Below are 24,799 nucleotides of genomic sequence, written 5' to 3' on the forward strand. Positions count from 1 at the left end.
TCTTCCGCATCCGCTATCAAGCGCCCACACTTATCGGTTGTTTGTTTGTTAAAGAACTGGCCGCGGTTCGCTTTGCTCACCGCGTCGCTGCGTTTTCTGCAGCAGAGAAACGAGATTATGAAGCGTGATCATCGTTTCGTCAACAGGTTTTTTTCCTTCAGCTCGCTGCGCCGTGCGCGCCGCCAACCACCCCTGCCAACCCCGCAACCCTTGTCCCGTCTGCTTTGCAGCGGTGTTTCGTGTTGCGAGGGGGCGAATCATAGGGGACCCCCTCGGCCTTGGCAAGCGTTTTCTGAAATGATTCTGGCACCAACAGAAAAGTGCTGCAAAAGACTAATGAAGGCCCGTTGGCATCGCCGAGCCACGGCGCTAGCCGGCGGCCACCTGGCTGCGGCAAACTATGGCCGCAGGACAGGCCCGGGCGGCACACGACGAAGTCCGCTACACCCGCGGGGCACTCTATATAGAAGGAGGAACTTGCATGACCATTCGCATCGTGAAGCTCGGCTCGCCCCGACAGCCCGACGAGGGAATCCGCATCGGCACCGTACGCAGGCCGCCCCGGGGCGTGCCGAAAGCCGAGTTCGCCAAGCGGGACTACTACGATGTGTGGTTTCCGAACCTGTCGCCCTCCGCCGAACTGGTTGCACAAGCCTTGGACATACAGAGCGGAGCGGATGAAAAGGCATGGCGGGCATTCGAGCGGCATTTTCGTGCGGAAATGGCGCGCCCGGAAGCCAGCAGGACATTGGATCTGCTGGCCGCGATGTCACAGCAAACGAACTTCTCGATTGGCTGTTATTGCGAACACGAGGAAAGATGCCACCGTTCCATATTGCGCGCCCTGCTGGCGGCGCGCGGGGCCGCGCTATCTTAGGCGGTGCGCTCAAACCGCCTTTTGGTCGCGCACGCACTGGCGGCGGAACAAGGGACGCAGGCTTGGCCAGCGGATAGGCAGGAGCGGGGTGCGATGGCGCACAGCGTTGCGCTCGGCATAGTGGGCCAGCAGTTGCTCGCCAACCGACTGCCGGAAATAGGCGGGCGTCGGGTAGTCCATGGTCAATCCCTATTGTGGTTCATCAGGATTGACAGTATACCGATTTTTGGTGCACTGCGTCATGCTGAGGCTTGCAAACGCCCCATTCCGGGGCATTGGGTTGCCGCCGGAACGCCCAGAAATACCAATGAAATCAACGAAAAGCAGCGCCCTGGTGGCGGCGGGTGCTGACTTGACCTGGTGCGGGATCTCTTCCGTATATCGAATACTATCTACCAGCGCTCAGGAACCTGTGGCGGCGGCCTCGGCCACATCTTCGGCTGCCTTGGCGGCGCTATAGACGTGCCGCGTCGCCAACAGCGCCGCCAGATCCGCATCGCCGGCGATGACGGCCTGCAGGATCTGCGCATGCTCTTCCCAGTTCTGCCGGGCACGCGTCACGTTGGCCGGTGCGAACAGCAGGCCTGTGCGCTCCCTGAGCGTACGCACCATATCCTGCAGCACGCTATTGGCCGCGATATTGCCCAGCACCTCATGGAAGCGGGTGTTCAATTCGATGAAACGCTCCGAGCGTCCGCTCGCGGCGGCCTCGGTGCCCTGGCGCAGCACTTCGCTGAGTTCGGCGATCAGGGCAGGATCACGGCGCTGGGCAGCCAGCTTGGCGTTAAGCCCCTCCAGGGTGGCCCGCACTTCAACCATTTCCTTGGCGATGTTCGGCGACAGCGTCGCCACCGAGGCGCCCCGCCGGGGCTCGATGCGCACCAGGCCTTCGGCGGCAAGCGCGCGCAGCGCTTCCCGCACGGGGATGCGCGACACGCCAAGTTCAGTGGAAAGCTTGTTCTCGACCAGGCGCTCGCCTTGGTTGTACTGCCCGCCGAGGATGCGCTCACGCAACGTATCGGTCACCAGGGCAAACAATGGGGAGTGCTGGGCGCCAAGACTGGCGCCGGCGGAATCCGAACCAGGAAGTGCGTGTTCGGTACCATGGGCGTCGGACATAGATTCTGGCTTGGGTCGGCGAGACACTGTCCTCGGGTGTGGCGCACGGGCGAGCCATCGCGAACGAGTGTCAAAGGGATCAGGGACCGCGGCGCTGGCCCGGAAGGCTGAGGGACAATGCGACCGCGGCGGCATTGTCCGCATTGTATACCGGCGCACTACGGTTTTTGCGCAACACACATTGCCAATGCCAAGGCTCACATCAGGGCGCGCCGCGCCCTGGCACAACGCGCCGCCCATGTGCCGTGGGCACGGGTCCGGCAGGCTATGATGCGTAGCCTCTCCCAAACCCCGCCCGCGATTCGCCGATGGCTCTTAACCTGGTCTGGCTCTCCTTCTTCCTGCTCGCCTTCATCGTCGCCTGCATTCGTGTGGCGACAGGCGATACCGCGGTGTTTCCGGCGATGCTCGCGAGCCTGTTCGACAACGCACGCACCGCGTTCGAGATTTCGCTTGGCCTGGCGGGCGTCATGAGCTTGTGGCTGGGCATCATGCGCATTGGCGAACGCGCCGGCGTAGTCGACGTCTTTGCGCGGGCGGTCAATCCGCTTTTGCGCCACTTCTTCCCCGGCGTTCCGCAGGGCCACCCGGCCCAGGGCGCGATGATGATGAATGTGTCGGCCAATATGCTGGGGCTCGACAATGCGGCGACGCCGCTCGGCCTCAATGCCATGCGGGAGCTGCAGTCGCTCAATCCGCGCGCTGACACAGCCAGCAACGCGCAGATCATGTTCATCGTGCTGAACACGGCTGGCTTGACGCTGATCCCGACTTCGGTGATCGCCATGCGGCAAGCGATCGCGGTCAAGCAAGGCCTGGTCGGGTTCAATGCCGCAGATATCTTCCTTCCGACCCTGCTTGCCACCTGCGTGTCCTGCGTTGCCGGCTTGCTGGCAGTGGCTTGGGCGCAGCGGCTCAACGTGCTCAAGCCAGCCGTGCTGGCCGCCTTCGGGCTGCTGGCGGCGGCTGTCGGCGGAGTCTTCCTCTGGCTGCGGCACGCGCCCCCGGAACAGGTGAGCACCGCCACCGCCCTGGCTGGCAGCGGCTTCATCCTGACGTTGATCGTGGTCTTCCTGATTTGCGGCGCCGTACGCGGCATAAACGTCTACGAGGCCTTCATCGACGGCGCCAAGGAAGGCTTCGGCGTCGCTGTGCAGATCATCCCCTATCTAGTGGCAATCCTGGTGGCGATCGGGCTGTTTCGGGTGACCGGCTGCATGGATGTCCTGATGCGGGGCCTGAGCGCCGCTTTTGCTTGGCTGGGCCTGGACACCGCCTTCGTCCCCGCGCTGCCGGTCGGGTTGATGAAAATCCTGTCTGGCGCGGGCGCCCGCGGGCTGATGATCGACGTCATGAGCACCTATGGCGTCGACTCCTTCCAGGGTAAGCTCGCCGCGATCATCCAGGGCTCGACCGAAACCACCTTCTATGTGCTTGCCGTGTACTTCGGCAGCGTCAACATCCGCAACACACGGCACGCGCTTGCCTGTGCCTTGTTCGCCGATCTTGTGGGATTGTGCGCCGCGATCGGCATCGCCTACCTGTTCTTCCGCTGAAACTGGCACGCCGTGCCGCGATAAAACCGACGAATTGCCGACAAACACTCGACGAAAACAGGGCGAAAGATGATAGAAGACGAGCTTTCGATGTATTAAGCCGCTACTTTGTTGCTCACATACAACATGTTTGTGAAGCCAGACACGCTTGGCCTACATGCCGCTTGGTGCGACGCAACAAATCATATATAGTGGAGTCTGTCTCCTCCACCACCTCGGTGGATTCCAGCCCGCGCACGAAACTGCGCGGGTTTTTTTTGCCCGCGTTTTGCCAATCGCCATGGTTTGCCATTGCTGTGGCGGCTCACGGCATCGGCCGCAGCCGATCCTGCCCAGCGCACCAAAGAAGCTCAGCCGCTGCACCATGAGAAGGCCAGGCCGCACCGCTCCGGGGTGAAACCTCGAATTTCGCGCAAAATGTTGCGACGCAACATTCGATCCCGTAGAGTCAACCTGTCTCTTGCGCCTGGCAGGGCGAATCTCCGCCTCGCAGCGCCCACCCTTCTTGCCGACATGATCTCCGCGCTGCGCCTGCCCCGCCCCGATGCCTCGATGTTGCAAAGAGGCCTGGTCTACGCCTTCTCGTTCCTGGTCCTGGCCGGCACGGGATGGCTCACCGGGGAAGCGGGCTATCTGTGGGCGGCAACGGCTTCGATCTGGACCTGCCTGGCCGACCGCCGCGGCACCGCCGCCGAACGGCTGGCGGCACTGGGCTCCGTCGGCATTGGCGGTGCCGCCGCATGTGCCCTGGGCACCGCTGCAGCGGTGACGCCATGGACGGCGCTCGCCGTGGTGCTTTTCGCCGGGCTGGCCGCCGGGCTGGCCGAGACCCGCGGCCCCGTGCCCGCGCTGTCGGCCAAGCTGCTCTATGTGGTGCTGATCGCCTCCTGCCTGCAACCAGCGGGCGAGGCCGAACTGGCCATGCGTGTGTTGGCCCGCAGCCAGGAATTCCTGCTCGGCGGCATCTTCGCCTGCGTCGTCAGCCTGGCCCTCATCCGATCCGCGCGCGACACGCGGCCGCGCGCCGAGATACTGGCGGTGTTCGATGCGTTGCTGCGTTTTGCCTCCGATCTGGCGGCCGATGCGCCCGTGGGCGATGCGACGGCCACCAAGCGCGACATCCGCGAGCGTATCGAGGCTGCGCATCAGGCGATCAACATGCGGCGCAGCCTGCGGGACCCGCTTGGGCTGATGCACTATGCCTATGTGGTGAGCCTGGCCGATGCCATGTTCGCCCTGTTGATCGTTGCCGCCGAACTGCGCAGCCGGGCCGATGACGCGGGCCCCAAAGCCGGTGACACGGGCAGTGCGGAGCACCTGCCGCTGCGCCACTTGCTGCGCTGCGTCACCGATGTCCGGGAGCAGGTCTGCGAAGGTCTGGCCCATCACGCGCCTGACTTGCCGTCGCTATGCGCGGCGCTGGCCGGCGAACTGCGCCGGCTGCATGCACCGCTGGCCAATGCCGGGGCGCCGCCGTTGTACCAGGCTGCGCTGAGCGCACTGGCCCGCTATCCGGCCTTCGGCGACTGGCGCCGCGAGTACCGTTGGCCGCGGCGCGCCATGCGCCGGACATGGCAACGCTGGCGCGCCGTGGTTGCGGAGCACACCGCCCGCGATGCCCGCGTGGCCCGCCATGCGGTGCGGCTGGCGCTGGCTGGCGGCCTGAGCCTGATGCCGGCGCAGTTCTGGAGAGTCGATCACGGATACTGGGTAGCGGTCACCGTCATCATGGTGCTTAGCCCCCAGTTGCAAACCACGCGCAGGATCTCGTTCCTGCGCTTCGCGGGTTCCCTGGCCGGCGCGCTGCTGGCCTGTGCCATCGGCCTGGCCCACCCGCCGGCGCCGCTGGCCCTGGCAATCAGCGCGGCCTGCCTGGCTGCCGCCTATACGTGCCGGCTCGCCGGCAGTCCCGGGGCCTTCGCAATGTGCCTGACGCCCGCAGTGATCCTGTTCTCGTGGGTCGGGGCTCCAGCGGCGGACAGCAGCCACTTTGCCGCACTGCGAGGCATCGACACGGCGCTGGGCTGCCTGATCGCCCTGGCTAGCTACTATGTGCTGGCGCCGCGGGCCGAGCTGTCGCGGGTGTATCGCCATAGCCTCGACGCGCTGGTGGCAAACACAACGTACCTGCGGGCCGCATTTGCCGGCGCCAGCGCGTTCACTGCCTCGCCCACCCGCTCGCCCGCGCCGACGCAGACACGGCTGGAAGCCTTGCGCATGGCGGCCGGGCGTACCTCCAGCCGGGCGGATCAAACCTTGCAGCAGGGTGTGGCAGAGCTCGCTCCAGAGTTGGCCCGCGAGTACGCCCAGCTGCACCTGGCCTTGCGGCGCATGGCAGCGCTGGCTGGCTTGGTGCGCGCCGGGCTAGAGGCCCAAGCAGGCAAGAGCCAGCCGGAACCGGCCACGCAGGCCGTCCTGCAAGGCCTCGCCGCACGGCTGTCCGACCTGGCAGCCAACCCCGGCGCAGGCGTGACTTCGCTTGCAAGCGGGTTCCTGCCGGATTCCGCGGCACCGCTGGACCGGTTTCTGGTTGAACAGGCCGGCTTCGCCTCGGCCCAGATCAACACCGCCCACGCAGCCGTGGCCGCCGTGCACCGGCTGGCCGGCGGCCAGCCCAGGCCCAACGGCCCGCATTTGCCCTATCCGGGTTGATGACGGTCAAAGCCCAGCACTCTGCGTTCATCGCGGATCGGAACCATCTCCTAGAATGGTTCCATTCCTCAGTGACCGGTGTGAGGCACGCCATGCCCGAAATTTCCTTTCCCCGCAGCGTCCCCACCTACTGTGCGGCTAGCCTGACCCTCTCCTGCCCCGCCACTGTCAACGGGCAACCCACCTTGTATTCGATCACGGCCGAGGCGCTCGAGACCCATTTCGGCGCCCGCTCCCCACGCGAGGAGGATCTGGTGCGGGCGTTTACCAGCCACCGGCAGCGCATCGAACGCATTGCCGAAGGCCTGTTCGAACTCACCCAGGCGCGGGAAATCCTGTTACGTAGCGGGCACATCCGATTCGCAGGCTGAAGGCTCAGCCTTCCGCCGCCTGGCCGCGCACCAGGAGCACCGGCACGCTGGCCTGCCGGATCACGGACTCGGCCACGCTGCCCAGGACCAGCCTGCGCACGCCACGCCGGCCGTGGGTGCCGATCACGATGAGGTCTGCGCCCCATTCAGCTGCGGCATCGTTTACCGCGCTGGCAATGTCGCCCCCCACGGTCTGCTGGGTGACCAGCCGCGTTTCATGGCGCACGCCCTGCGCGCTCAGGCGTTGCGCGGCAGCCGCCAGCGCGCGTTCGCCGCTGTCGGCCAGCGCTTGCTGCACGGGCGTTGGGTCGTAATACGCAACGTCGAACATAAGCTGGCCGTTGTCCACGACATACAAGGCGAGGACTTGCGCGCCCCCGGTGCCCGCGATCCGGATTGCCTCGGCAAGCGCCAGGTCGGAGGTTGCACTGCCATCCACTGCCACCACAATCTTCTTATAAGCCGCATTCGTCATTGCCATTTTCTCCAGTAGAACAACGGATAGTGGCGGAAGCGGCATCGCATTCCGCCGGATTCGATACTACTCGCCCCCGCGCGACGCGGACGTTCCGTGCGCGCCCGAGTCCACAATCACGAGGTAGCGCCCGGGCCGGGCCACCGGCGCCCGGCCCGGCGCCAGGACCCAAAGCGAGTCACCGCGCTGCGCAGCGGCCAGGTAGTCGGCATCCAGCAGACCATAGTGGTCAAGGAGGCGATTCAGGGTGGCGGGGATCCGCACGCATCCCTTGGAAGCCGGGTGGCCCAGCCGAGACTCAAGCCGGTCCGGATCGGTGGCATGCATCTGCAAGCGCATCTGGCTCTCCCCGCCCTTGCCCCAGCCACGTTGGGCATCGACCCAGCCGAAGTCATAGATGCGCATCCCGCTGACGCCGTAGCCGTGGATGCCGTTTTCGTTGTAGGTACCCTCGGCACGGAAATCCATGTTGTCCATGCTGTGGCTGAATACACCGGTCGGGGTGATGAAATGATCGAAAGTGCCTGGCTTGCCTGTCGAGACGGGCGCGGCGCCCACCCACTGCCAGGGCGCATCGTCGGCGGGCCGCGCGAACAGCATGGCGGCCTGGACGCGCGGGTTGCGATCGACCAGCACAGCCCAGTCACCCGCATCGGCCTCCCGCCCGTCTGCCTGTAGCGCGGACGCCAGCAAGCCGGCATACCGCACGGCGACGGCCGCCGGGAGGCTGAGATGGCGGGACACTTGTTGCGCGAATGCTTGCCGGACCATGCTGAGCTCATTGGCGGCGGCAAGTGGTGGCTGGAACGCCACCAGCGCGGCTAGCGCCAATGGCGCCAGACGTCGTCTGAAGCGAGCGAGCCAGCGCCGAAAACCTTTGACGCGGGCCCGCCCGAGGCGAGCGCACGACATGATTGCCTCCTTTAGACAGGCGTTGCGGCTAAACGCCATGGTTGACGTTTACGCGGCGCGGCGCCTTGTGCAGGATCAAGCTCCACGCACGGAAGCGCTCCGACGCCACCGTCCCGAAACGGTGGACGGTCTACTTATATAGACCGCGAAGGCACGGACTATTTCCGTTGTGTATGTCGGACGCCGCTTCCCCGGGGACGAAGGATCGCCAGCGTACCGAGCGTGGCGGCTCAGCCGCCGCGTTTCGTGCCTTACGCAGGTCGCATCCATATACAATCACGCCCATGCAATACATCCATGTCGTCAATGGCGACGTAGCGGGCAACACGCTACGGCAAGCCCTCGCCCAGGCCGCCAGGCCCGACCCGGTCGTCGTGCTTCGCGACGACCTCGCCGTCGGGCCGCTGGCCGATGTCGATAGCAGCGGGCTGATCCGCTCCGGTTTCTGGCAGCGCGTGGCGCCGCACAGCGACATCGACTTCGCCGCCGAAATGCATCAAGCGCTCGACCAGCTGCATGGCCTGCGCAAGGACGAGCTGGAAGTTGCCATCTGGCATGGCCAGAGCGCTTCCGACCAGCTGATGCTGCGCCGGGTGGTGTTTCACCTCTACCAGTCGCCCCAGCGCATCAATGAAGTGGCCATGGACATGCGCGAGCTGGAAGCGCCCGCGCGCGGCAACCTGGCCGCTATCGGCATGTATCCCGCGGCCCGGCTGGCGCGGCGCTTCTCCACCATCGCCCCGGTCTCGGTCCTGCGCCTGGGCCGCCTGGGCTATGAGTGGCAGCAGAACGTCAAGGAAAACGCCGACGTGCGCCTGTGGAAGGGCAATACGCTGGTGCCAGCGGCCTACCACACGGTCGACGAAGTCATCCTGGAGCGCGCCCCGCTGGAATGGGCGCCGGCCGCGCAAGTGGTGGGCGGCGTGATGGGCGCCATCGAAGGCCTGCTGGCCAGCGACTGGTTTGTGTTCTGGCGCTGCCGCGAGCTGATTGGCGCCGGCCAGTTGGTGCTGCGCGGCAATGCCGAATCCCTGCAGACCTGCGAGTTGCGCCGCAACCTGTCCGCCGGCGGCGAGTAAAAAGAGAAAAGGCGAAGGTCTCCATGGCCCGTACCAAGGCACCCGATTTCGAGGCGCAGCGCGAGCAGATCCTGGACCTGGCTGCCGCCGCCTTTGCCGCCAGCAGCTACCCCAGCACCTCGATGGCCGACCTGGCTGCCGCCTGCGGCACCTCCAAGGCCCGGCTGTACCACTATTACGAGAGCAAGGAGGCGATCCTGTTCGACCTGCTCGACCGCTACACGCGCCGGCTGATGCTGATCGTGACCGAGGTCGAGGCGGAGGCGGAACGCCAGGGACGCAGCGAGCTGGATAGCTTCTCCAACCTGATCCGGGCCTTCCTGGCCGAGTACGAGACCTCGCAGACCCGGCATGTCGCCCTGATCAACGACGTCAAGTTCCTCGCCGAGGAGCAGCGCGACCAGATCCTCAAGCGCGAGCGCGACGTGGTGGCCGCCTTCTCCCGCCAGTTGCGCCGGGCCTATCCCGAGCGCGTCACCCGCGACAACCAGGCCGCGCTGACGATGACGGTGTTCGGCATGATCAACTGGACCTTCACCTGGCTCAAGCCAGGCGGCAAGCTGTCGTACGCGGAGTTCGCCGAGATGGTGATCGACCTGCTGGCGGGCGGGTTGCCCGGTGCGCGCGCAGAACCCGCAGCGCGGCTGCGTGGTGTCGAGTAACACAAATTCATAGGCAGTGCCGGCGCCATTGCAGCGCCGGCGCGGCACCTCAGGACCAGTCTTCCTCTTCCCGCTGGCGGCGCTGATCGCGGTCCTGGCGGAACATTTCCTCCAGTTCGTCGCGCGCCTGGCGCGCCAGCGAGACCAGCTTCTTCTGGTCCGTGTAATGCGGATAGAAGCGCTCGATCGCCGCGATGTTATGCCGGCGAAAGCGCAGCGCGACCGAGCGGGCCTGCACGGGATCGTAGCCCAGCCCCTCCAGCACGCGACGGCCCAGCAACAGCGAGCCCTCGAACACTTCGCGCTCGAACAAATGCACGCCGCGGTCCTTGAGCTGGTAGACGTGCGACACATGGCGCGCCCGCGCGTAGATCTGCAGGTGCGGGAAACGCGCTCGCACGCTGTCGATCAGCGCGAGGCTGTCCTCCATGCCATCGATCGCCACCACCAGGATGCGGGCCCGCTCAGCGCCCGCGGATTCAAGCAGGTCCATGCGCGTGGCGTCCCCGTAGAACACCTTGAAGTCGTACTGGCGCAGAAACTCGATCTGGTCGGGATCGTGGTCCAGCACGGTCACGCCGATCCCTTGCGCATAGAGCAGGCGGCCGATGATCTGGCCAAAGCGGCCGAAGCCGGCGATCAGCACGGGGTTGTCCTGCGGCGCGATCACGTCGTCCGGGCGCCGCGCCAGGCGGGCCAGCCGTGGCGCCACCAGCCGGTCGAAGGCCAGCAGGAGCAGCGGCGTGGCCACCATCGACAGCGCCACCACCAGCACCAGCAGCGCCTCGGTGCGCGCCGGCAGCAAGCCGGCACCGCCCGCCACGCCAAACACCACGAAGGCGAACTCGCCGCCCTGTGAAATCAGCAGCGCAAACAATAACCACTGGCCGCGCGCAATGCCAAAGCGCGGCGCCAGCAGGGCCAGCACCAGCGTCTTGAGCAGCACGAAGCCAACCACCAGGGCTGCCACCTGCACCGGCGCGCGCATCAGTACGCCGAAGTCGATCGACATGCCTACCGCCATGAAGAACAAGCCCAGCAACAGGCCCTTGAAGGGCTCAAGGTCGGCTTCCAGCGCATGGCGGTACTCCGAGTCCGCCAGTAGCACGCCAGCCAGGAAGGTGCCCAGCGCCATCGACAATCCCACCGCGTCCATCATCAGCGCGATGCCCACCACGAGCAGCAGCGCGAAGGCGGTGAACATCTCGCGCATGTCGGTGCGCGCGATAAAGCGCAGCGCGGGGCGGACCAGATAGCGCCCGCCCACCACCACGGCGCCGATCACCCCGACCGCCTTTGCCGCCCCGAGCCAGCCCCCCGCGCCGGACGCGCCGGCGTCTGCGCCACCGGCAGCCAGCAGCGGCAACAGCGCGATCATCGGGATCGCGGCGATGTCCTGGAAGAGCAGGATGCCGAAGCTAGCGGCGCCCGCCGGCGTGCCAAAGAGATTGCGCTCGGTCAGCGTGGCCAGCGCGATCGCGGTGGACGACAGCGCCAGCCCCAGGCCCGCCACCAGCGCGACCTGCCACGATGCCCCGACCAGCGCAGCGACGCCGCCGAGCAGGATCGCGCAGGCCGCCATCTGGGCGCCGCCATAGCCGAAGATCACGCGGCGCAGCGCCCACAGCTTCTTGGGCTCGAGCTCCAGGCCGATCACGAACATCATCAGCACCACGCCGAACTCGGAAAAATGCAGGATGGACTCGACGTTGGTCACCAGCCGCAGGGCCCACGGGCCGATCGCCACGCCGGCCAGCAGGTAGCCGAGCACCGCGCCCAGGCCAAAGCGGCGCGCCACCGGCACCGCCACTACCGCGGCAACCAGGAAGACCACCAGGGCCACCAGGAAATCGTGTTGTTCCATGGCGTGCTCCTCAGCTTGCGGCGGCGTTGGAGGCAACGCCACGGGCGCCCTCGGCAATGCCGCCCAGCACACCGGTGACCCGGCCGATATGGTCGGCCAGCGCCTGGGCATCGGCCTGGTTGGCATCGTGCAGCACCAGTGGCGACAGCCAGCTCATGCCGCACAGCACGGCGGTCTGCTCAAGCGGCAGCATGTATTCCTCGATGCTGTGGCCATGCGTGCCGTCGGGCCCGTAGGAGTCGGCGTGGCCACCGGTGCTGGCCACCACAAGCATGGACTTGCCACGCAGCGCCGTACCGCCGGGGCCGTAAGCCCAGCCACTCTCCAGCACATCGTCCACCCACAGCTTGAGCAGCGCCGGCATGCTGTACCACTGCACCGGGAACTGCAGCACCAGCGTGCCGGCCCGCGCGAGCGCGCGCTGCTCGGCGACCACGTCGATGTCGTAGTCGGTATAGCTGGTGTAGAGATCGTGCACGGTCACGCCGGGCAGGCTTTCCAGTGCCGCCGCCAGCGGACGATTGACGCGCGACAGTTGCGGCCTGGGGTGGGCGTAGATAACGAGAATCGGGGGCTCGGCCTTGGGGTCCACGAAAAATCCTGAGAAATCAGCTGCGCAACAGTAGTCGCGAGGCCAAAAAAGATGTGCATAAAGCACTTACATCTGTGAATAACCGGGGCTGTGCCACCGCGAAGCAGGGCCAATCCCGTGCCCCGGCCCGGCGAAAGCCGGTATGCGGCGTTGCAGCAAACCCACACCATCGGGCGGAAAGCGCCCTTCAAGCACCACACAACTGATTGATTTATATAGATTTAGTTGGAATTTACAAAATCGAACAAGGTAGATGCGATGCTCACCTTACGTGGAACTGACAAATCCACTACAATACTTTTTGCATTGCAGCAAGATAGTGTTTGCCCTTGTAGCCCGACCAATTTGTCGAAAGTGCATGGACGAACACCCGCTGAGTGCTATTTTTATACCTGATTACGTCGCAAGGAAAACAAAGTGAATCCGCTCGAACTGAGCAAGGCCGTCGGGGCCGTATCCGACGAAGATCTCCGCCGTGCAGCCGCAGCAGCGCAAGCCTCGCATCGCCCCACCACCCTGGTGCGCGAACTGGCTGCGCATCATCGCTCGCGCCTGCTCAAGCATTTCCTCGCCCTGGGCGAGGAGGATCGCCTGCTCCGTTTTGGCCAGTCGGTTGGCGATCATGTGATCGAAGCCTACGTCGACAGCATCGATTTCGACCACGACACCGTGTTCGGCGTGTACGACGAGCACCTGGAACTGATCGGCGTGGGCCACTTTGCCAACCTGCGCGACAACACGCAGGGCCGCGTCGCCGAGTTCGGCGTCTCCGTGTCGCAGAGCGCACGTGGCCGCGGCATTGGCAGCGCGCTGTTCGAGCGTGCGGCCATGCACGGCCGCAACAGCAATGTGCGCACCCTGTACATGCACTGCCTGTCGCGCAATGCCGCCATGATGCACATTGCCAAAAAGGCCGGCATGAAGGTGCAGTATGCCTACGGCGAGGCCGATGCCTACCTTGAGCTGCCGCCTGCCGATACCGTCAGCCGCCTGACCGAGGCGCTCGACGAGCAGGTTGCCGACCTCGACTACATGCTGCGCCGCAACTTGCGCGATGCGCGCCGTTTCGGCCTGCGCTTCTGGCGCTCGATGGTGCCGCAAAAGCACACCGCCTGAGCGAAGCCTGCCGGCATCGTACCGATGGCGCGCCCGCCCGGCGCGCCATTTTCTTTGGTGCCGGCGATAACCGCGAGGCTCTCAGCCTCCTGGTACCGGCAAGGCCGTGGTGTCCTTGATGCATTCGAGGGCGAAGCTCGATCGTACGTCGATGACCGCGGGATGGGCCAGCAAGTGGTCCTTCATGAAGCGTGCGAAATGCTCCATGTCTTCCACGTAGACCTTGAGCAGCAGGTCCATCTCCCCGGTCATGGCGTGGCAGGCGGCCACTTCCGGCCAGATCTCGATGGCAGCGCGGAACAAGTCCAGCGGCGCCTTGCCTTTGGGCGCGCCCCCGTGCTTCTCGAGCCGTACGTTGATATAGGCCAGCAGCCCCAGCCCGATCCGGCCGGGTTCCAGCAGCGCCGCGTACTGGCGAATCACGCCAACCTCCTCCAGCCGGCGGATGCGTCGCAGGCACGGGCTGGGCGACAGGTTCACGCGCTCGGCCACTTCCAGGTTGGTCAGCCTCCCGTTGGTCTGCAGCACCTCCAGGATCTTCCTGTCGATCTTGTCCAGCTCCACCTTGCTCACGATATTGTTGCTCCGCAATATGTTTGTCGGCAATTTTTTTGCGCAAATTTAGCAAACCGTGCACAAGTACGCAATTTTTTATGGCGACCTGTCTCTTCCGGCGTCCTTTCGCCCTGCGCGATCGCCTTCCAGGTGCAAGATGCCGCCGCGGCGTACGGCCCATGCACAGGAACAGGGCGTCAGAGACTGCCATGGCAAATGCGGCCGGATCGCCCCGGACGTTCCGGCCTTCAGGAGCGTGGACTATTCGCTGATCCGGCAGGTCGAGCGTTCGGAAGGCAAGGATGGTGCCAACACTGGCCAGAGCCGCCAGCCACGAAGCAAAAAAAAGCGCGGCCGGCAACGGTCGCGCTTCTTTTCATCTGCCCACGGCGCGGCGCGCCGTGGATCCTGCCTCAATCAGCCACCGCTGCTCGACGGCGCTGCCGGGTTGGACTGGCTACCGCGGGGCATCCGCTGCATCCGCTGCTCGTGCATCTTCTGCATGCCAGCGTGGATCTCGTCCAGCGTCAGCTTGCCGTCGTGGTTGGTGTCGAGCTGGTCGAAGTACTTGGCCAGGTGAGGCATCCCGGCTTGCACCTCTGCCTTGGTCAGCGCACCGTCGCCATTCTTGTCGGCCGCCTTGAAGCGGGCATCGAGCTCGGCCCGCATCTCGGCACGGCGCTGCTCCATCATCGTCTTGTGATAGGCAGCCAGTTCGCTCTTGTCGAGCTTGCCGTCGTGATTGGTGTCGATCTTGTTGAAGAGCGTGTCGGCCTCCGCTTTGGAGATCGTGCCATCGCCGTCGGTATCGATCGATTTGAACCACATGCCGCCGCCATGCTCCATATGGTGGCGCATACCCGCCTGAGGTCCCGGGCCCGGCGCGGCGGGGGCAGTGGTCTGGGCGAAAGCTGCGCCGCCCATCGCCAGGAACACCGCCGAAGCGGCCATGAAATTCCGGATCGAACGTGCCTTGAGATTGCCTTGCATGTCTTTGCTCCTTTTTCGTCTCGGTGGACTGGTAAGGATTAGAGCGCACGCCAGGCTGGAAAGTTGGTCCGCCTAATACGTTGTTACGCGGCTCACAGTTAAGCACCGCCGGCGTAAGCCGCTGAAAGTAACGTAAACAAGTTGGCGCAGCGCCGTTACAAATCAGTCTTTAGCAGAGATAGGTTCGTTACCGCCCTGGGACGGCTGCTGCGGCAAGGACTGCAGCGGCGGTGCGGGGATGGGCGTGGCGGGCACCGGCATCGGCGTGGATAGCGGCGCCGCCGCGCCTGCCGGCAAAGCCGGCTGCGGGGCCGCCGCGGGGCCGCGCGTGACGATGGCCGGGACCGGCAGCGCGATTTCCTGGCGCACGCCATTGCGCTCGATCACAACCCCACGATCACGGACTTCCGTCAGCCGGATCTGCGGGGACAGCGCGGCGCCCGCGCGCACCGCCTTGGCCGGGCCGCCATCCAGCGAGACAATGGCCGCCCCGGCACCGCTGCCAATGTCGGCTACCACCCCGATCAACTGCACATCGCGCACGCCGGACTGCGCGTTGCCGCCAAACAGCGTGCCGGCCGCGCCGGTCTCCACCGCCTCGGTCTGCGCCACGCGGGCCGCGTTCGGCACGGCAATGGTCTGCATCGCGCTGAAGGTCAGCGCCCAGCGGGTAGCCAGGGCGCATAGCGCAACGAACAGCACGAGCGCGGCCAGTCGCGGCAGCCAGAGGCTGGAGGGGTTGAAGCGAAGGGCGGGCCGCAAGGAGAGTTGCACGGAAGTGGGCTGGTGGGCATCAAAACACCAAGCCTACCAGAGCCGCATGACAGCTGTCTGCCTCCGTCAGGCCCGCAACGCATCGGCACGCCAAGGCAGGACGGTGCGTTTCGCGCATCCCGCGCCGTTTTGCCGCGGGTGAACATGCAAGCACTCGCTCGCAAAGTCGTCATGAAGTGGCGGTTATACTGTTTGACCACTGGATCGCCGCCACGCGGATGCAACGCGGATGTAAGCAGGCGCTCCGCCAGATATTCCATAAGGCTAACCATGATGCGCAGGAACGTTGCCACCCTTCCCGACTCTTCCCCCCGCCTCGGCCGCCGCCGTGTCCGCGGCTTTACCCTGATCGAAATCATGGTCGTGATCGTGATCCTCGGCGTGCTGGCCGCGCTGGTGGTCCCGAAGATCATGAGCCGCCCCGACGAAGCCCGCATCGTCGCCGCGCGCCAGGACATTTCCTCGATCATGCAGGCGCTCAAGCTGTACCGCCTGGACAACAGCCGCTATCCCACCACCGAGCAAGGCCTTGCGGCACTGGTGGCCAAGCCCACCACCGAGCCCGTGCCCAACAACTGGAAGGGTGGCGGCTATCTGGAAAAGCTGCCCAAGGATCCCTGGGGCCATCCGTACCAGTACCTGAACCCGGGCGTGCGCGGCGAGATCGACGTGTTCAGCTTCGGCGCCGACGGCCAGGCTGGCGGCAGTGGCAACGACGCCGATATCGGCAATTGGGAATAAGGAACCAATGCCATGATCCGGGCCAGGCGCGCAGCCATGAGCACCTGGCCACAGGCAGGGCGGCTTCACGGCCATCGCGGCCGCGGCTTCACCTTGCTGGAACTGCTGGTGGTGATGGTGATCGCCGGCATCGTGATCTCGCTGGTCGCCGTCAATGCCGCGCCCAATGAGCGCGGCCGCGTGCTCGACGACGGGCAGCGCATTGCGCGGCTGTTCGAGCTCGCCCAGGAAGAAGCCCAGCTGCGCGCCCGGCCGATTGCCTGGGAGGCCGATACGGTCGGCTGGCGTTTCCTGCAAGCCACGCCGGCCGGCTGGGCCCCGCTCGCCGGGGACGTGTTCGCGCCGACCAAATGGCGCCTGCAGCTCGACGGCGTGGCCGTCACCGAAGGCGGGCGCGGCAACGGCGGCGCGCGCCTGGTGTTCGGGCGCGAGCTGATCGAAGGTCCCCAGCATGTCGTGCTGGTGCGCGGCGGCATTCGCATCGATGTGGCCAGCGACGGCGCCGGCCGCTACTTCGCCAGCACGCCATGACGCGCCACCCCAACTCCCCCCCCTGTGCGCGCAGCGCCCGGTGCTTGCCGGTGCGCGGCTTCACCCTGATCGAAGTGCTGGTCGCCCTGACCATCCTGGCCGTGGCGCTGACCGCCGCCATGCGCGCGATGGGGTCGATGATCGAGGCGGGCTCCGCCTTGCAGACCCGCATGCTGGCCGAGTGGAGCGCCGAGAACCACCTCGCCACCCTGCGCCTGTCCAAGACCTGGCCCGAGCCCGGCACGCGCGGCTACGCCTGCCCGCAAGGCGGTGTGGAGCTGTACTGCGAAGAAACCATCTCGGGCACGCCCAACCCCTCTTTCCGCCGCGTCGAGATCGCGGTCTACCCGTCCGGCGCCGACAAATCCGTGCGCCTGGCCTGGCTGGTCACCATCGTTCCCAATGAAACGCGCAACCTGCTCTGAACGCGTTAAGCGCTTTAAGTGCCTTGGGCGGCCGCGCCCGGCCGTGGCCATGCGCGGCTTCACACTGCTGGAAATGCTGGTGGCGATCACCTTGCTGGCAGTGATCGCCGTGATCGCCTGGCGCGGCCTGGACGCGATGACGCGCGGCCGCGAACGCCTGACCGACCACGACAACCGCCTCAATACGCTCAAGCTGCTATACGGACAGTTCCAGTCCGACTGCGAGCACCTGACCAGCCCGACCCTGCTGCAGGGCAGCCCGGTAGAGCTCGGCAACGGCCTGTTGCTGATGGTGCGCGACCGCCGGGACGAGGGTCGCCCCAGCCAGTGGCAAGTCGTCGCCTATCGCCTCAACGGCAACACCGTGGTGCGCGCTGCCAGCCCGCCGGCGGACAACCGCAGCGCGGTGCAGGCCGCGATGATCACGCTGCGCCAGGCTGGCGGCGGCGCAAACCTGGCGCGGCCGCTGGTCGGCGATGCCGACAGCCTGTCGGCGCGCGTCTGGGTCGAACCCGGTGGCTGGCAGGCCGAAAACGGCCGCATCGCCGCCGCGCTGCTCAGCGGCAACGCCAGCGCCAGCGCGGTGGCCGCCTCCGGCGTGAGCGCCAGCCTGGGCATAGCCACCACGGCGGTGCGTGCGATCGAGCTCAACCTCACGGCGCGCATGGGCGACGGCGACACGCCGCGGCGCTTCCAGAAAATCTGCATGACCGGCCTATGAGCAAGCGCATCGCTCCCCTTGTGCCGGCCGGCCGCCGCCAGCGCGGCGCCGCCGTGGTCACGGCCCTGCTGGTGGTCACGCTGGCGGTCGTGGTGGTATCCGGCATGCTCTGGCGCCAGCAGGTGCAGATCCGCTCCATCGAGAACCAGCGCCTGCTGGCCCAGGCCAGCTGGATCGAGCGCGCGGCCGTCGACTGGGCCCGCCTGATCCTGCGTGACGACCAGCGCCGCACCAGCGTGGACCAGCTCGGTGAGCCCTGGGCAGTGCCGATCGCCGAGACCCGCCTGTCGGACTTCCTCGGCGCCGGCCTGCGCACCGACCAGGAAGGCGAAACCTCCTTCCTGTCGGGCCGCATCCTCGACGCGCAGGCCCGCTTCAACCTATCCAACCTCGTGCTGTGGACCGCCAGCGAGTCCCAAGGCCGGATCGCCACCATCGACGCCCCCAGCCTGGCGATCTATCGCCGCCTGCTGCAGACGCTGGGCCTGAACGCCTCGCTGGCCGAGCCGACCGCCCGCTACCTGGTAAGCGCCGCCGGCGCCAGCAACGGCGGCAGCAGTGACAGCCAGCGCGGGCTGCGCGCGCCCGACGACGTCAACGACCTGCTCGCCATTCCGGGCTACACGCCGGAGATCGTGGCCGCGCTGGCGCCCTTCGTCGACGTGCTGCCCGAGCGCACGCTCGTCAATGCCAATACCGCCGAGGCCGAAGTGCTCGCCGCCGTGATCGACAAGCTGCCGCTGGACCGCGCCCGCGAAGTGGTGCGCCAGCGCGACCGCGCCTATTTCAACAACATTGGCGACCTGCAAACGCAATTGCGCACGCTGGCGCCGCAGGCCGACCCCAACGCCGCCACCAGCACGCTCGACGTACGCACCCACTATTTCCTGATCTACGGGCTGATCCGCCACGAGCGCGCCAGCCGCATGCAGGTCTCGCTGGTCTACCGCGGCGAAGTGCTCGGCAATGCCAATACCACCCGGGTGGTCTGGGTGCGCGATATCGACCGGATGCCGGAGCAGCGCTGATGCGTGCAACCCCTCGTCCGTGTGGCCGTCGTGGCTGGCGGATTTTGGGATCATGCTGTCGGATCGCGCGGGACGAAAAGGGTTACCGTAGGTGGCCACAAGGGGCAGGCCCGGGCCTCCCAGGCGCGCCGCGAAACACCTGCCGGCGCCCTTCCCGGGTGTTTGGCCAGCAGTATCAGACAGATACGTATTGACGCCAATTCGTCACACAGGCAAGGTATGCTCCGGCCCGGCGGAAGCGGTAGTCCATGGCTCCGGGCGCCCGCCTGCCCTGTGCCGCCGGCAGTATCGCAGCCGGCATCCGCCATGCAAGCAGCGCCGTCCGCTGCATGGGCCGCATGCCCCCGCTATCGTTCATTGACGCCACGATCGGCGCTGTAGCAAGGAAATCTTGAGCACCACCCTGTACGTCCGCCTGCCGCATCGGCCGCACGACCAGCCGCAACCCTGGCACTTCGGTGCCTTGCCGTTTGCCCTGGTCCGCACGGCCGTCGCCGACCGTAGCCACCGGCAAGGCCCCCAGGCGGCGGGGCAGTTGTTGCGCGAAGGCCACGCCGCCATCGCCGAACTGCCTCCCGCCGAACGCCTGGTCCTGATCATGGCGGCCAGCGATGTGCTGCTTACCGGAGCCACGGTGCCGCCGCTCGCGCCGGCGCGGCTCAAGCTGGCGCTGCCGAACCTGGTCGAGGAGGTGCTGGCCACCGACGCCCAGCCTTGCCATATCGCCGTGGGCCCGCCCCTCGACGCGCTGCCGGGCAAGGGCAAGGCGGCCAGCGGCTCGCGCCGGCGCTTGCTGATGGTGACGGACCGCGCCTGGCTGCGCGCCGTGCTGGACGCATTTGCCGAGCATCGCCACCGCCGCCGCCACGTGTTGCCGGCGCAGTTGTGCCTGCCCCAGCAGCCTGTGGCGCATCCCGCCGAGCCCGGCGCGGATTCTGTCGGCCACCCCTCCGCGGCCAGCGCGGCCCCGGCCACGCTGGCGCTCGAAGCCGCCTCGCTGACCAGCGCGTCGCCCTTGTTTGAAACGGAGGGCGTGCCCGCGCCAGCCGAGCTTTCGCGCTACTGGCAACTGACCGTGCGCAGCAGTGAGTACGCCGGCTACGGCCTGCTGCTAGGCTCCGAGGCGCTCGCCGCCTGGCAGGGACTCGCCCCCGCCGGTGACTGGTACGCATCAAAGGACGCCTTGGCGCGGGTGGCGCCGCCGGGCGCGCAAGCGCTGGACTGGCGGGTATGGATCGAAGGGGCACAGGCCAGCCTGCGCGAGCCCGCGCTCGACCTGGCCCAGTTCGAATTCGCCCAGGGCCGTGCCGACCGCTGGAACCTCAAGGCCTGGCGCCTGCCGCTGGCGCTGGCTGCCGGCCTGGTGCTGGTCCAGTTGATTGGCATGAACGTGCATTGGCTGCTGCTGCGCCAGGAGGCGCAGCGCCTCGCGGCCGGCCAGGAACAGACGCTGCGCAGCGCCTTTCCGCAGATCCCCGTGGTCATCGATCCGCCGCTGCAGATGCGCCGCCAGGTCGACCAGCTGCGCCTGGCGAGCGGGCGCAGCACGCCCGACGATTTCCTGCCGCTGGCCGACCGCTTCGGCCAGGCCGCGCGCCAGCTTGCGCCGGACGCGCTGCTGGCGCTCGAATACCGCGGGCACACTTTGTTCGCCACGCTCAAGCCTGGCACCGACACCAATGCGCTGCGCAGCGCGGCGCGCCAGTCCGGCCTGGCCATGGAAGCTGACAACAGCCCGCCCGACGCCGCGCGCGCCAACGCACCGGCCGGCACCCGCTGGTCAATCAAGCCCAGCCTGTGAGCGCGGACCGCCAAGTGACCCCGATGAAAGACACCGCATCCAAGCCCGGCCCCCGCGCCACCCAGCGCAGCCCGGCTGGCCGCGCGCGCGTCGCGGACCGGCTGGCGCGCCTGCGCCCGCGCGTGCCGCAGCGCTGGCAGGAACGTTTCGACGCCTTCTGGTCGGCGCGCAACCCGCGTGAGCAGGCCATCCTGGCCGGCGGCAGCGCCGTGCTGGCGCTCGTGATCGGCTACACCGTCCTCTGGGAACCCGCCGCCGACGGTCGTGACAAGCTGCTGCGCAGCCTGCCGCAACTGCGCAGCGACGCGGCGGAGATGGAAACGCTGGCGCAGGAAGCGCGCGGCCTGGCAGCCAGCCCGGCCCCGTCGCTGCGCGGCGAGGCGCTCAACCAGGCCTTGCAGGAGAGCCTTGCCCAGCACGGCCTCAAGGCCACCCGCCTCAATGGCACCGGCGACAACAGCGTGCAGGTGCAGCTCGACAAGGTGCCCTTCGGCTCCGTGGCGAGCTGGCTGCAGGATGTGCGCCAGCAACAGCGCCTCAAGGTGATCGATACCCGCATCGTCTACGTGGGCGCCACCGCCTTGGTGAACGTCACCGCCACCTTGCAAGGCCCCGCGGCAAATCCGGGCGGGCGCGGCTGATGGCGCGCCTGGAAGCCCTGAGGCTCGCCCGCCGCCGCGTTGCCAGCCCCCGTGGCTGGCAACGCGCGGGCTGGCTGGCGCTTGGCTGCGTCACCGTGGCGCTAACCGTGCTGGCGGCATTTCCCGCGGCATGGATCGCCGATGGCATCGCCAGCCAGAGCCAGCGCCGCGTGCTGCTGGCCGATGCCGATGGCTCGCTGTGGAACGGCAGCGCCACCCTGGCCCTGTCGGCCGGCACAGGCAGCGAGACCGCCACGGTGCTGCCCGGGCGGCTGCAATGGTCAGTGGCCTTCTGGCCGTTGCTGACCGGCACGCTGCGCATGGTGGTCAACCATACCGAGGCCATGAGCGGCCCGGTCGCCGTGGCGGTGACCCCGCTCGGCTGGACCGCCCAGGCCGGCGCCATCCGCATGCCGGCGGCGCTGCTCGAAGGCGTCGGCGCCCCGTTCAATACCCTGCGCCCCGACGGGCTGATGCGCATTGACTGGTCCGGCCTGCAAGGCCGGTTCTTTGCGCGTGCCAGCGAGCCGGGCAGCGCAGGCGGCGCGGGCGGCATGACCGGCCACCTGACCGTACGCCTTGACCAAGTATCATCGGCCGTCAGCCGGGTGCGCCCGCTTGGCAGCTACCGCGCCGAGATCGACTGGTCGGGCGCCGACGGCAAGCTGCAACTGACTACCCTCGCCGGGCCACTGCACCTGCAGGGCAGCGGCACCCTGGGCCGCCAGGCGCGCTTCGAGGGCACGGCCGACGCCGACCCCGACGCCGCTACGCAATTGGTGGGCCTGTTGAGCCTGCTGGGACGACGTGAGGACAATGTGACACGGCTGCGCTTCTGACCCCGGCATCGGCGCGAAACCTTCGCGCCGATGCCCGCAGCCCGGAACCGAATATGAAAACCCAAGCCCTTCGACCTTCGCTCAAGACCCGCTGCGCCCGCGCCACCGCGCTGCTATGCGGCCTCTCCCTGCTGGCACCCGCGCCGCTGTGGGCCCAGCAACCGAGCCAGCCGGCGGCCCAGCCAGGCCAGCCGCCCGACCTGACTCCGCGCAGCCGCGACCAGGTCGTGCTCAACTTCGTCAATGCCGACCTGGAATCGGTGGTGAAGGCGGTGGGGCAGGCGACCGGCAAGAACTTCGTCATCGACCCGCGCGTGAAAGGCTCGGTGAACCTGGTGACCGAGCAGCCGGTGTCGCGCTCGCAGGCGCTGGAAACGCTGGGCTCGGTGCTGCGCATGCAAGGCTATGCGATGGTCGAGAGCAACGGCTTCACCAAGGTGGTGCCGGAAGCCGACGCCAAGCTGCAGGGCTCGCCCATCGTGGTCGGCAGCGGCAGGTCCCGCGGCGACCAGGTGGTGACCCAGGTGTTCCGCCTCAACTATGAGTCGGCCAACAACCTGGTGCCGGTGCTGCGCCCGATGATCGCGCCGAACAACACCATCACCGCCTACCCGGCCAACAACACGCTGGTCATTACCGACTACGCCGAGAACCTGCAGCGCCTGGGCCGCATCATCGCCGCCATCGACGCGCCGGCCTCGGGCGAGGTCGAGCTCGTGCCGCTCAAGAATGCCATCGCCAGCGATACCGCGCTGGTGCTGCAAAAACTGCTGGACCCGGGTTCCGCCGGCGCTGCTGGCGGGGCCGTGGCAGGCGCCGACGCCAGCCTGCGCACCTCGGTGGTGGCGGAGCCGCGCAGCAATTCGCTGATGATCCGTGCCTCCAGCCGGGCACGGCTGCAGCAGGCGCGCCAGTTGATCGAGAAGCTCGACCAGCCCTATGCGCGCCCCGGCAATATCTGGGTGGTGCCCCTGAAAAACGCGGAAGCCACCAAGCTGGCACAGACGCTGCGCGCCATCGTCGCGGCCGACAGCTCCTTCAACACCAGCCAGTCCGGCACGCAGGGCGCGACCGGCGCGGCGGGCGTCGCCGGCGGCACCGGCCTGCTCAACACCTCGACGCCCAACACCGGCCAATACACGGGCGGCAGCACCGGCAGCTCCCGCAGCGGATCGGGATCCGGCGGCGGCAGCTCGGCCTTCGCGAACTCATTCGCCACCAACACGTTGCCGACCACCGGCGGCATCATCCAGGCCGACCCGGCCACCAACTCGCTGATCATCACGGCCAGCGAGCCCGTCTACCGCAACCTGCGCGCGGTGATCGAAGACCTCGACATGCGCCGCGCGCAGGTCTATATCGAGTCGATGATCGTGGAAGTCTCTTCCACCCAGACCGGCCAGCTGGGCATCCAGTGGCAGGGCCTGCTCAACTCGCGCAATAGCAACACCAACGTCTTTGCCGGCACCAACTTCGGCACGGGCGGCCAGAACATCATCAACCTGACGGGTGCCGCCGCCGCGATCAACGCGAACGGCGCCGCCGCCATTCCGAGCGTCTCGGGCCTGGTGCCCGATCTGGCCGGTCTGAACCTCGGCATCGTCAACCGGGCGATGGGCCTGGGCGCGCTGCTGCACGCGCTTGGTGCCGACGGCAGCGTCAACCTGCTGTCCACGCCCAACCTGATCACGCTGGAGAACGAGGAAGCCAAGATCCTGATCGGGCAGAACATCCCGGTCACCACCGGCTCCTACGCGCAGACCGGCAGTTCGGCGTCAGTCACGCCATTCCAGACCTTCGACCGCAAGGACGTCGGCATCACGCTGCGGGTCAAGCCGCAGATCACCGATGGCGGCCTGGTGAAGATGCAGATCTACCAGGAATCATCGTCCGTGGTACAGGGCACCGCCGCCCTCACCCAGGGCCCGACCACCAATGTGCGCTCGATCGAGACCAACGTGCTGGTGGACGACGGCCAGATCATCGTGCTGGGCGGCCTGATCGAGGACACCTACGGCGACGGCGTGCAGAAGGTGCCGGGACTGGGCGACCTGCCGTGGATCGGCGGGCTGTTCCGCTACGAAAACAAGAACCGCGGCAAGACCAACCTGCTGGTGTTCCTGCGCCCGTACGTGATGCGCACCGCCGGCGCCACCGACCGCCTGACGCAGGACCGCTACGACTATATGCGCGGCCTGCAGCAGGGCTTCGCCTCACCCAACATCATGGTGCGCGACGGCAATACGCCGATCCTGCCGCCGGCGGACGCGCCCATGGCACCGTTCGTCGACCCGCGCTCGCGCGGGCCGGTGCCGGGTCCGCTGCCGCTGGAGCAGACGCTGCCGCAATCGCAGCAGCAACAGCAGCAAAGGCAGCCGCAAGCCCAGGCGCCCGCGGCCAACGGCACGCCGCTGCCGCCGGGCGTCAATCTCGGCAACGCCACGGTGGACGCCGTGCGCCCGGTGAACTGAGACTCGC

General features: G+C 67.2%; 25 protein-coding genes. 16 read left to right on the plus strand and 9 right to left on the minus strand.

The window, feature by feature from the left end:
* Positions 1–481: 481 nt before the first annotated feature.
* Complete coding sequence (locus AC1RQC_RS24960; protein WP_492884972.1) at positions 482–877, plus strand: DUF488 domain-containing protein; 396 nt, start codon at positions 482–484, stop codon at positions 875–877.
* 9 nt (positions 878–886) lie between these two features.
* Here AC1RQC_RS24960 and AC1RQC_RS24965 read toward each other — a convergent pair whose 3' ends face one another.
* Both AC1RQC_RS24965 and AC1RQC_RS24970 read right to left on the minus strand, forming a co-directional pair.
* The gene (locus tag AC1RQC_RS24965; protein ID WP_492375215.1) at positions 887–1,057 is read right to left on the minus strand and encodes a hypothetical protein; all 171 of its coding nucleotides are present in this window, start codon (positions 1,055–1,057) and stop codon (positions 887–889) included.
* Between the two features lie 222 nt (positions 1,058–1,279).
* Entirely contained in the window at positions 1,280–1,996 is a 717-nt protein-coding gene (locus AC1RQC_RS24970) for a GntR family transcriptional regulator (protein ID WP_492375216.1), read from the minus strand.
* A 308-nt stretch (positions 1,997–2,304) separates the two neighbouring features.
* Between AC1RQC_RS24970 and AC1RQC_RS24975 the strand changes: the two genes are divergently transcribed.
* The 3 genes from AC1RQC_RS24975 to AC1RQC_RS24985 all read left to right on the plus strand — a co-directional run bounded on the left by AC1RQC_RS24975 (position 2,305) and on the right by AC1RQC_RS24985 (position 6,575).
* The gene (locus AC1RQC_RS24975) at positions 2,305–3,552 is read left to right on the plus strand and encodes a nucleoside recognition domain-containing protein (RefSeq protein ID WP_492375217.1); all 1,248 of its coding nucleotides are present in this window, start codon (positions 2,305–2,307) and stop codon (positions 3,550–3,552) included.
* A gap of 552 nt (positions 3,553–4,104) precedes the next feature.
* Complete coding sequence (locus tag AC1RQC_RS24980) at positions 4,105–6,204, plus strand: FUSC family protein (protein ID WP_492375218.1); 2,100 nt, start codon at positions 4,105–4,107, stop codon at positions 6,202–6,204.
* 92 nt (positions 6,205–6,296) lie between these two features.
* A complete protein-coding gene (locus tag AC1RQC_RS24985; protein WP_183032748.1) occupies positions 6,297–6,575 on the plus strand; it encodes a DUF1488 family protein in 279 nt (92 codons plus the stop codon).
* A gap of 4 nt (positions 6,576–6,579) precedes the next feature.
* On the opposite strand, the gene AC1RQC_RS24990 is transcribed toward AC1RQC_RS24985, so the two are convergent.
* Both AC1RQC_RS24990 and AC1RQC_RS24995 read right to left on the minus strand, forming a co-directional pair.
* On the minus strand, positions 6,580–7,050 hold the full coding sequence (locus AC1RQC_RS24990; protein WP_492375219.1) for a universal stress protein: 471 nt from the start codon (positions 7,048–7,050) through the stop codon (positions 6,580–6,582).
* A gap of 66 nt (positions 7,051–7,116) precedes the next feature.
* Entirely contained in the window at positions 7,117–7,962 is an 846-nt protein-coding gene (locus AC1RQC_RS24995; protein ID WP_492884974.1) for a L,D-transpeptidase, read from the minus strand.
* Positions 7,963–8,246: 284 nt separating this feature from the next.
* On the opposite strand from AC1RQC_RS24995, the gene AC1RQC_RS25000 reads away from it, so the two are divergent.
* Both AC1RQC_RS25000 and AC1RQC_RS25005 read left to right on the plus strand, forming a co-directional pair.
* Entirely contained in the window at positions 8,247–9,041 is a 795-nt protein-coding gene (locus tag AC1RQC_RS25000) for a DUF1835 domain-containing protein (RefSeq protein ID WP_492375221.1), read from the plus strand.
* 23 nt (positions 9,042–9,064) lie between these two features.
* The gene (locus AC1RQC_RS25005; protein ID WP_043350405.1) at positions 9,065–9,703 is read left to right on the plus strand and encodes a TetR/AcrR family transcriptional regulator; all 639 of its coding nucleotides are present in this window, start codon (positions 9,065–9,067) and stop codon (positions 9,701–9,703) included.
* A gap of 49 nt (positions 9,704–9,752) precedes the next feature.
* Here AC1RQC_RS25005 and kefC read toward each other — a convergent pair whose 3' ends face one another.
* Together kefC and kefF are read right to left on the minus strand one after the other, a co-directional pair.
* Positions 9,753–11,567, minus strand: a complete 1,815-nt coding sequence (kefC, locus tag AC1RQC_RS25010) for a glutathione-regulated potassium-efflux system protein KefC (RefSeq protein WP_492375222.1) — start codon at positions 11,565–11,567, stop codon at positions 9,753–9,755.
* Between the two features lie 10 nt (positions 11,568–11,577).
* Positions 11,578–12,159: a glutathione-regulated potassium-efflux system oxidoreductase KefF gene (gene kefF, locus AC1RQC_RS25015; RefSeq protein WP_492828731.1), complete on the minus strand. Its 582-nt coding sequence runs from the start codon at positions 12,157–12,159 to the stop codon at positions 11,578–11,580.
* Between the two features lie 417 nt (positions 12,160–12,576).
* On the opposite strand from kefF, the gene AC1RQC_RS25020 reads away from it, so the two are divergent.
* Positions 12,577–13,275 (plus strand): GNAT family N-acetyltransferase, encoded by a 699-nt coding sequence (locus AC1RQC_RS25020; RefSeq protein ID WP_441637517.1) that lies wholly within the window; start codon positions 12,577–12,579, stop codon positions 13,273–13,275.
* 81 nt (positions 13,276–13,356) lie between these two features.
* Here AC1RQC_RS25020 and AC1RQC_RS25025 read toward each other — a convergent pair whose 3' ends face one another.
* The 3 genes from AC1RQC_RS25025 to AC1RQC_RS25035 all read right to left on the minus strand — a co-directional run bounded on the left by AC1RQC_RS25025 (position 13,357) and on the right by AC1RQC_RS25035 (position 15,594).
* The gene (locus AC1RQC_RS25025) at positions 13,357–13,848 is read right to left on the minus strand and encodes an Lrp/AsnC family transcriptional regulator (RefSeq protein WP_043352404.1); all 492 of its coding nucleotides are present in this window, start codon (positions 13,846–13,848) and stop codon (positions 13,357–13,359) included.
* Between the two features lie 399 nt (positions 13,849–14,247).
* The gene (locus AC1RQC_RS25030; protein ID WP_492811543.1) at positions 14,248–14,820 is read right to left on the minus strand and encodes an EF-hand domain-containing protein; all 573 of its coding nucleotides are present in this window, start codon (positions 14,818–14,820) and stop codon (positions 14,248–14,250) included.
* A 162-nt stretch (positions 14,821–14,982) separates the two neighbouring features.
* Entirely contained in the window at positions 14,983–15,594 is a 612-nt protein-coding gene (locus AC1RQC_RS25035; RefSeq protein ID WP_492884976.1) for a type II secretion system protein N, read from the minus strand.
* A 273-nt stretch (positions 15,595–15,867) separates the two neighbouring features.
* Here AC1RQC_RS25035 and gspG point away from each other — a divergent pair, with 273 nt between their 5' ends.
* The 9 genes from gspG (at position 15,868) to gspD (ending at position 24,792) form a co-directional block, all read left to right on the plus strand.
* A complete protein-coding gene (gspG, locus tag AC1RQC_RS25040; protein ID WP_441637549.1) occupies positions 15,868–16,335 on the plus strand; it encodes a type II secretion system major pseudopilin GspG in 468 nt (155 codons plus the stop codon).
* A gap of 36 nt (positions 16,336–16,371) precedes the next feature.
* A complete protein-coding gene (locus AC1RQC_RS25045) occupies positions 16,372–16,866 on the plus strand; it encodes a GspH/FimT family pseudopilin (RefSeq protein WP_492375226.1) in 495 nt (164 codons plus the stop codon).
* Positions 16,863–17,291 (plus strand): type II secretion system minor pseudopilin GspI, encoded by a 429-nt coding sequence (gene gspI / locus AC1RQC_RS25050; protein WP_492375227.1) that lies wholly within the window; start codon positions 16,863–16,865, stop codon positions 17,289–17,291. Before AC1RQC_RS25045 ends, gspI begins: the two co-directional genes overlap by 4 nt.
* Before the next feature lie 49 nt (positions 17,292–17,340).
* Positions 17,341–18,012 (plus strand): PulJ/GspJ family protein, encoded by a 672-nt coding sequence (locus tag AC1RQC_RS25055; RefSeq protein WP_253931814.1) that lies wholly within the window; start codon positions 17,341–17,343, stop codon positions 18,010–18,012.
* Positions 18,009–19,040, plus strand: a complete 1,032-nt coding sequence (gene gspK, locus AC1RQC_RS25060) for a type II secretion system minor pseudopilin GspK (RefSeq protein WP_492375229.1) — start codon at positions 18,009–18,011, stop codon at positions 19,038–19,040. The genes AC1RQC_RS25055 and gspK overlap by 4 nt, the downstream gene beginning before the upstream one ends.
* A gap of 391 nt (positions 19,041–19,431) precedes the next feature.
* Positions 19,432–20,841, plus strand: coding sequence for a type II secretion system protein GspL (gene gspL, locus AC1RQC_RS25065; RefSeq protein ID WP_492828726.1), 1,410 nt, complete (start codon positions 19,432–19,434; stop codon positions 20,839–20,841).
* A 23-nt stretch (positions 20,842–20,864) separates the two neighbouring features.
* Entirely contained in the window at positions 20,865–21,482 is a 618-nt protein-coding gene (locus tag AC1RQC_RS25070) for a type II secretion system protein M (protein ID WP_492375231.1), read from the plus strand.
* The gene (locus AC1RQC_RS25075) at positions 21,482–22,321 is read left to right on the plus strand and encodes a type II secretion system protein N (RefSeq protein WP_492811536.1); all 840 of its coding nucleotides are present in this window, start codon (positions 21,482–21,484) and stop codon (positions 22,319–22,321) included. Before AC1RQC_RS25070 ends, AC1RQC_RS25075 begins: the two co-directional genes overlap by 1 nt.
* Positions 22,322–22,374: 53 nt before the next feature.
* Positions 22,375–24,792: a type II secretion system secretin GspD gene (gspD, locus tag AC1RQC_RS25080; protein WP_492811534.1), complete on the plus strand. Its 2,418-nt coding sequence runs from the start codon at positions 22,375–22,377 to the stop codon at positions 24,790–24,792.
* Positions 24,793–24,799: the final 7 nt, after the last annotated feature.

The organism is Cupriavidus sp. GW822-FHT03E04, assembly GCF_058801495.1.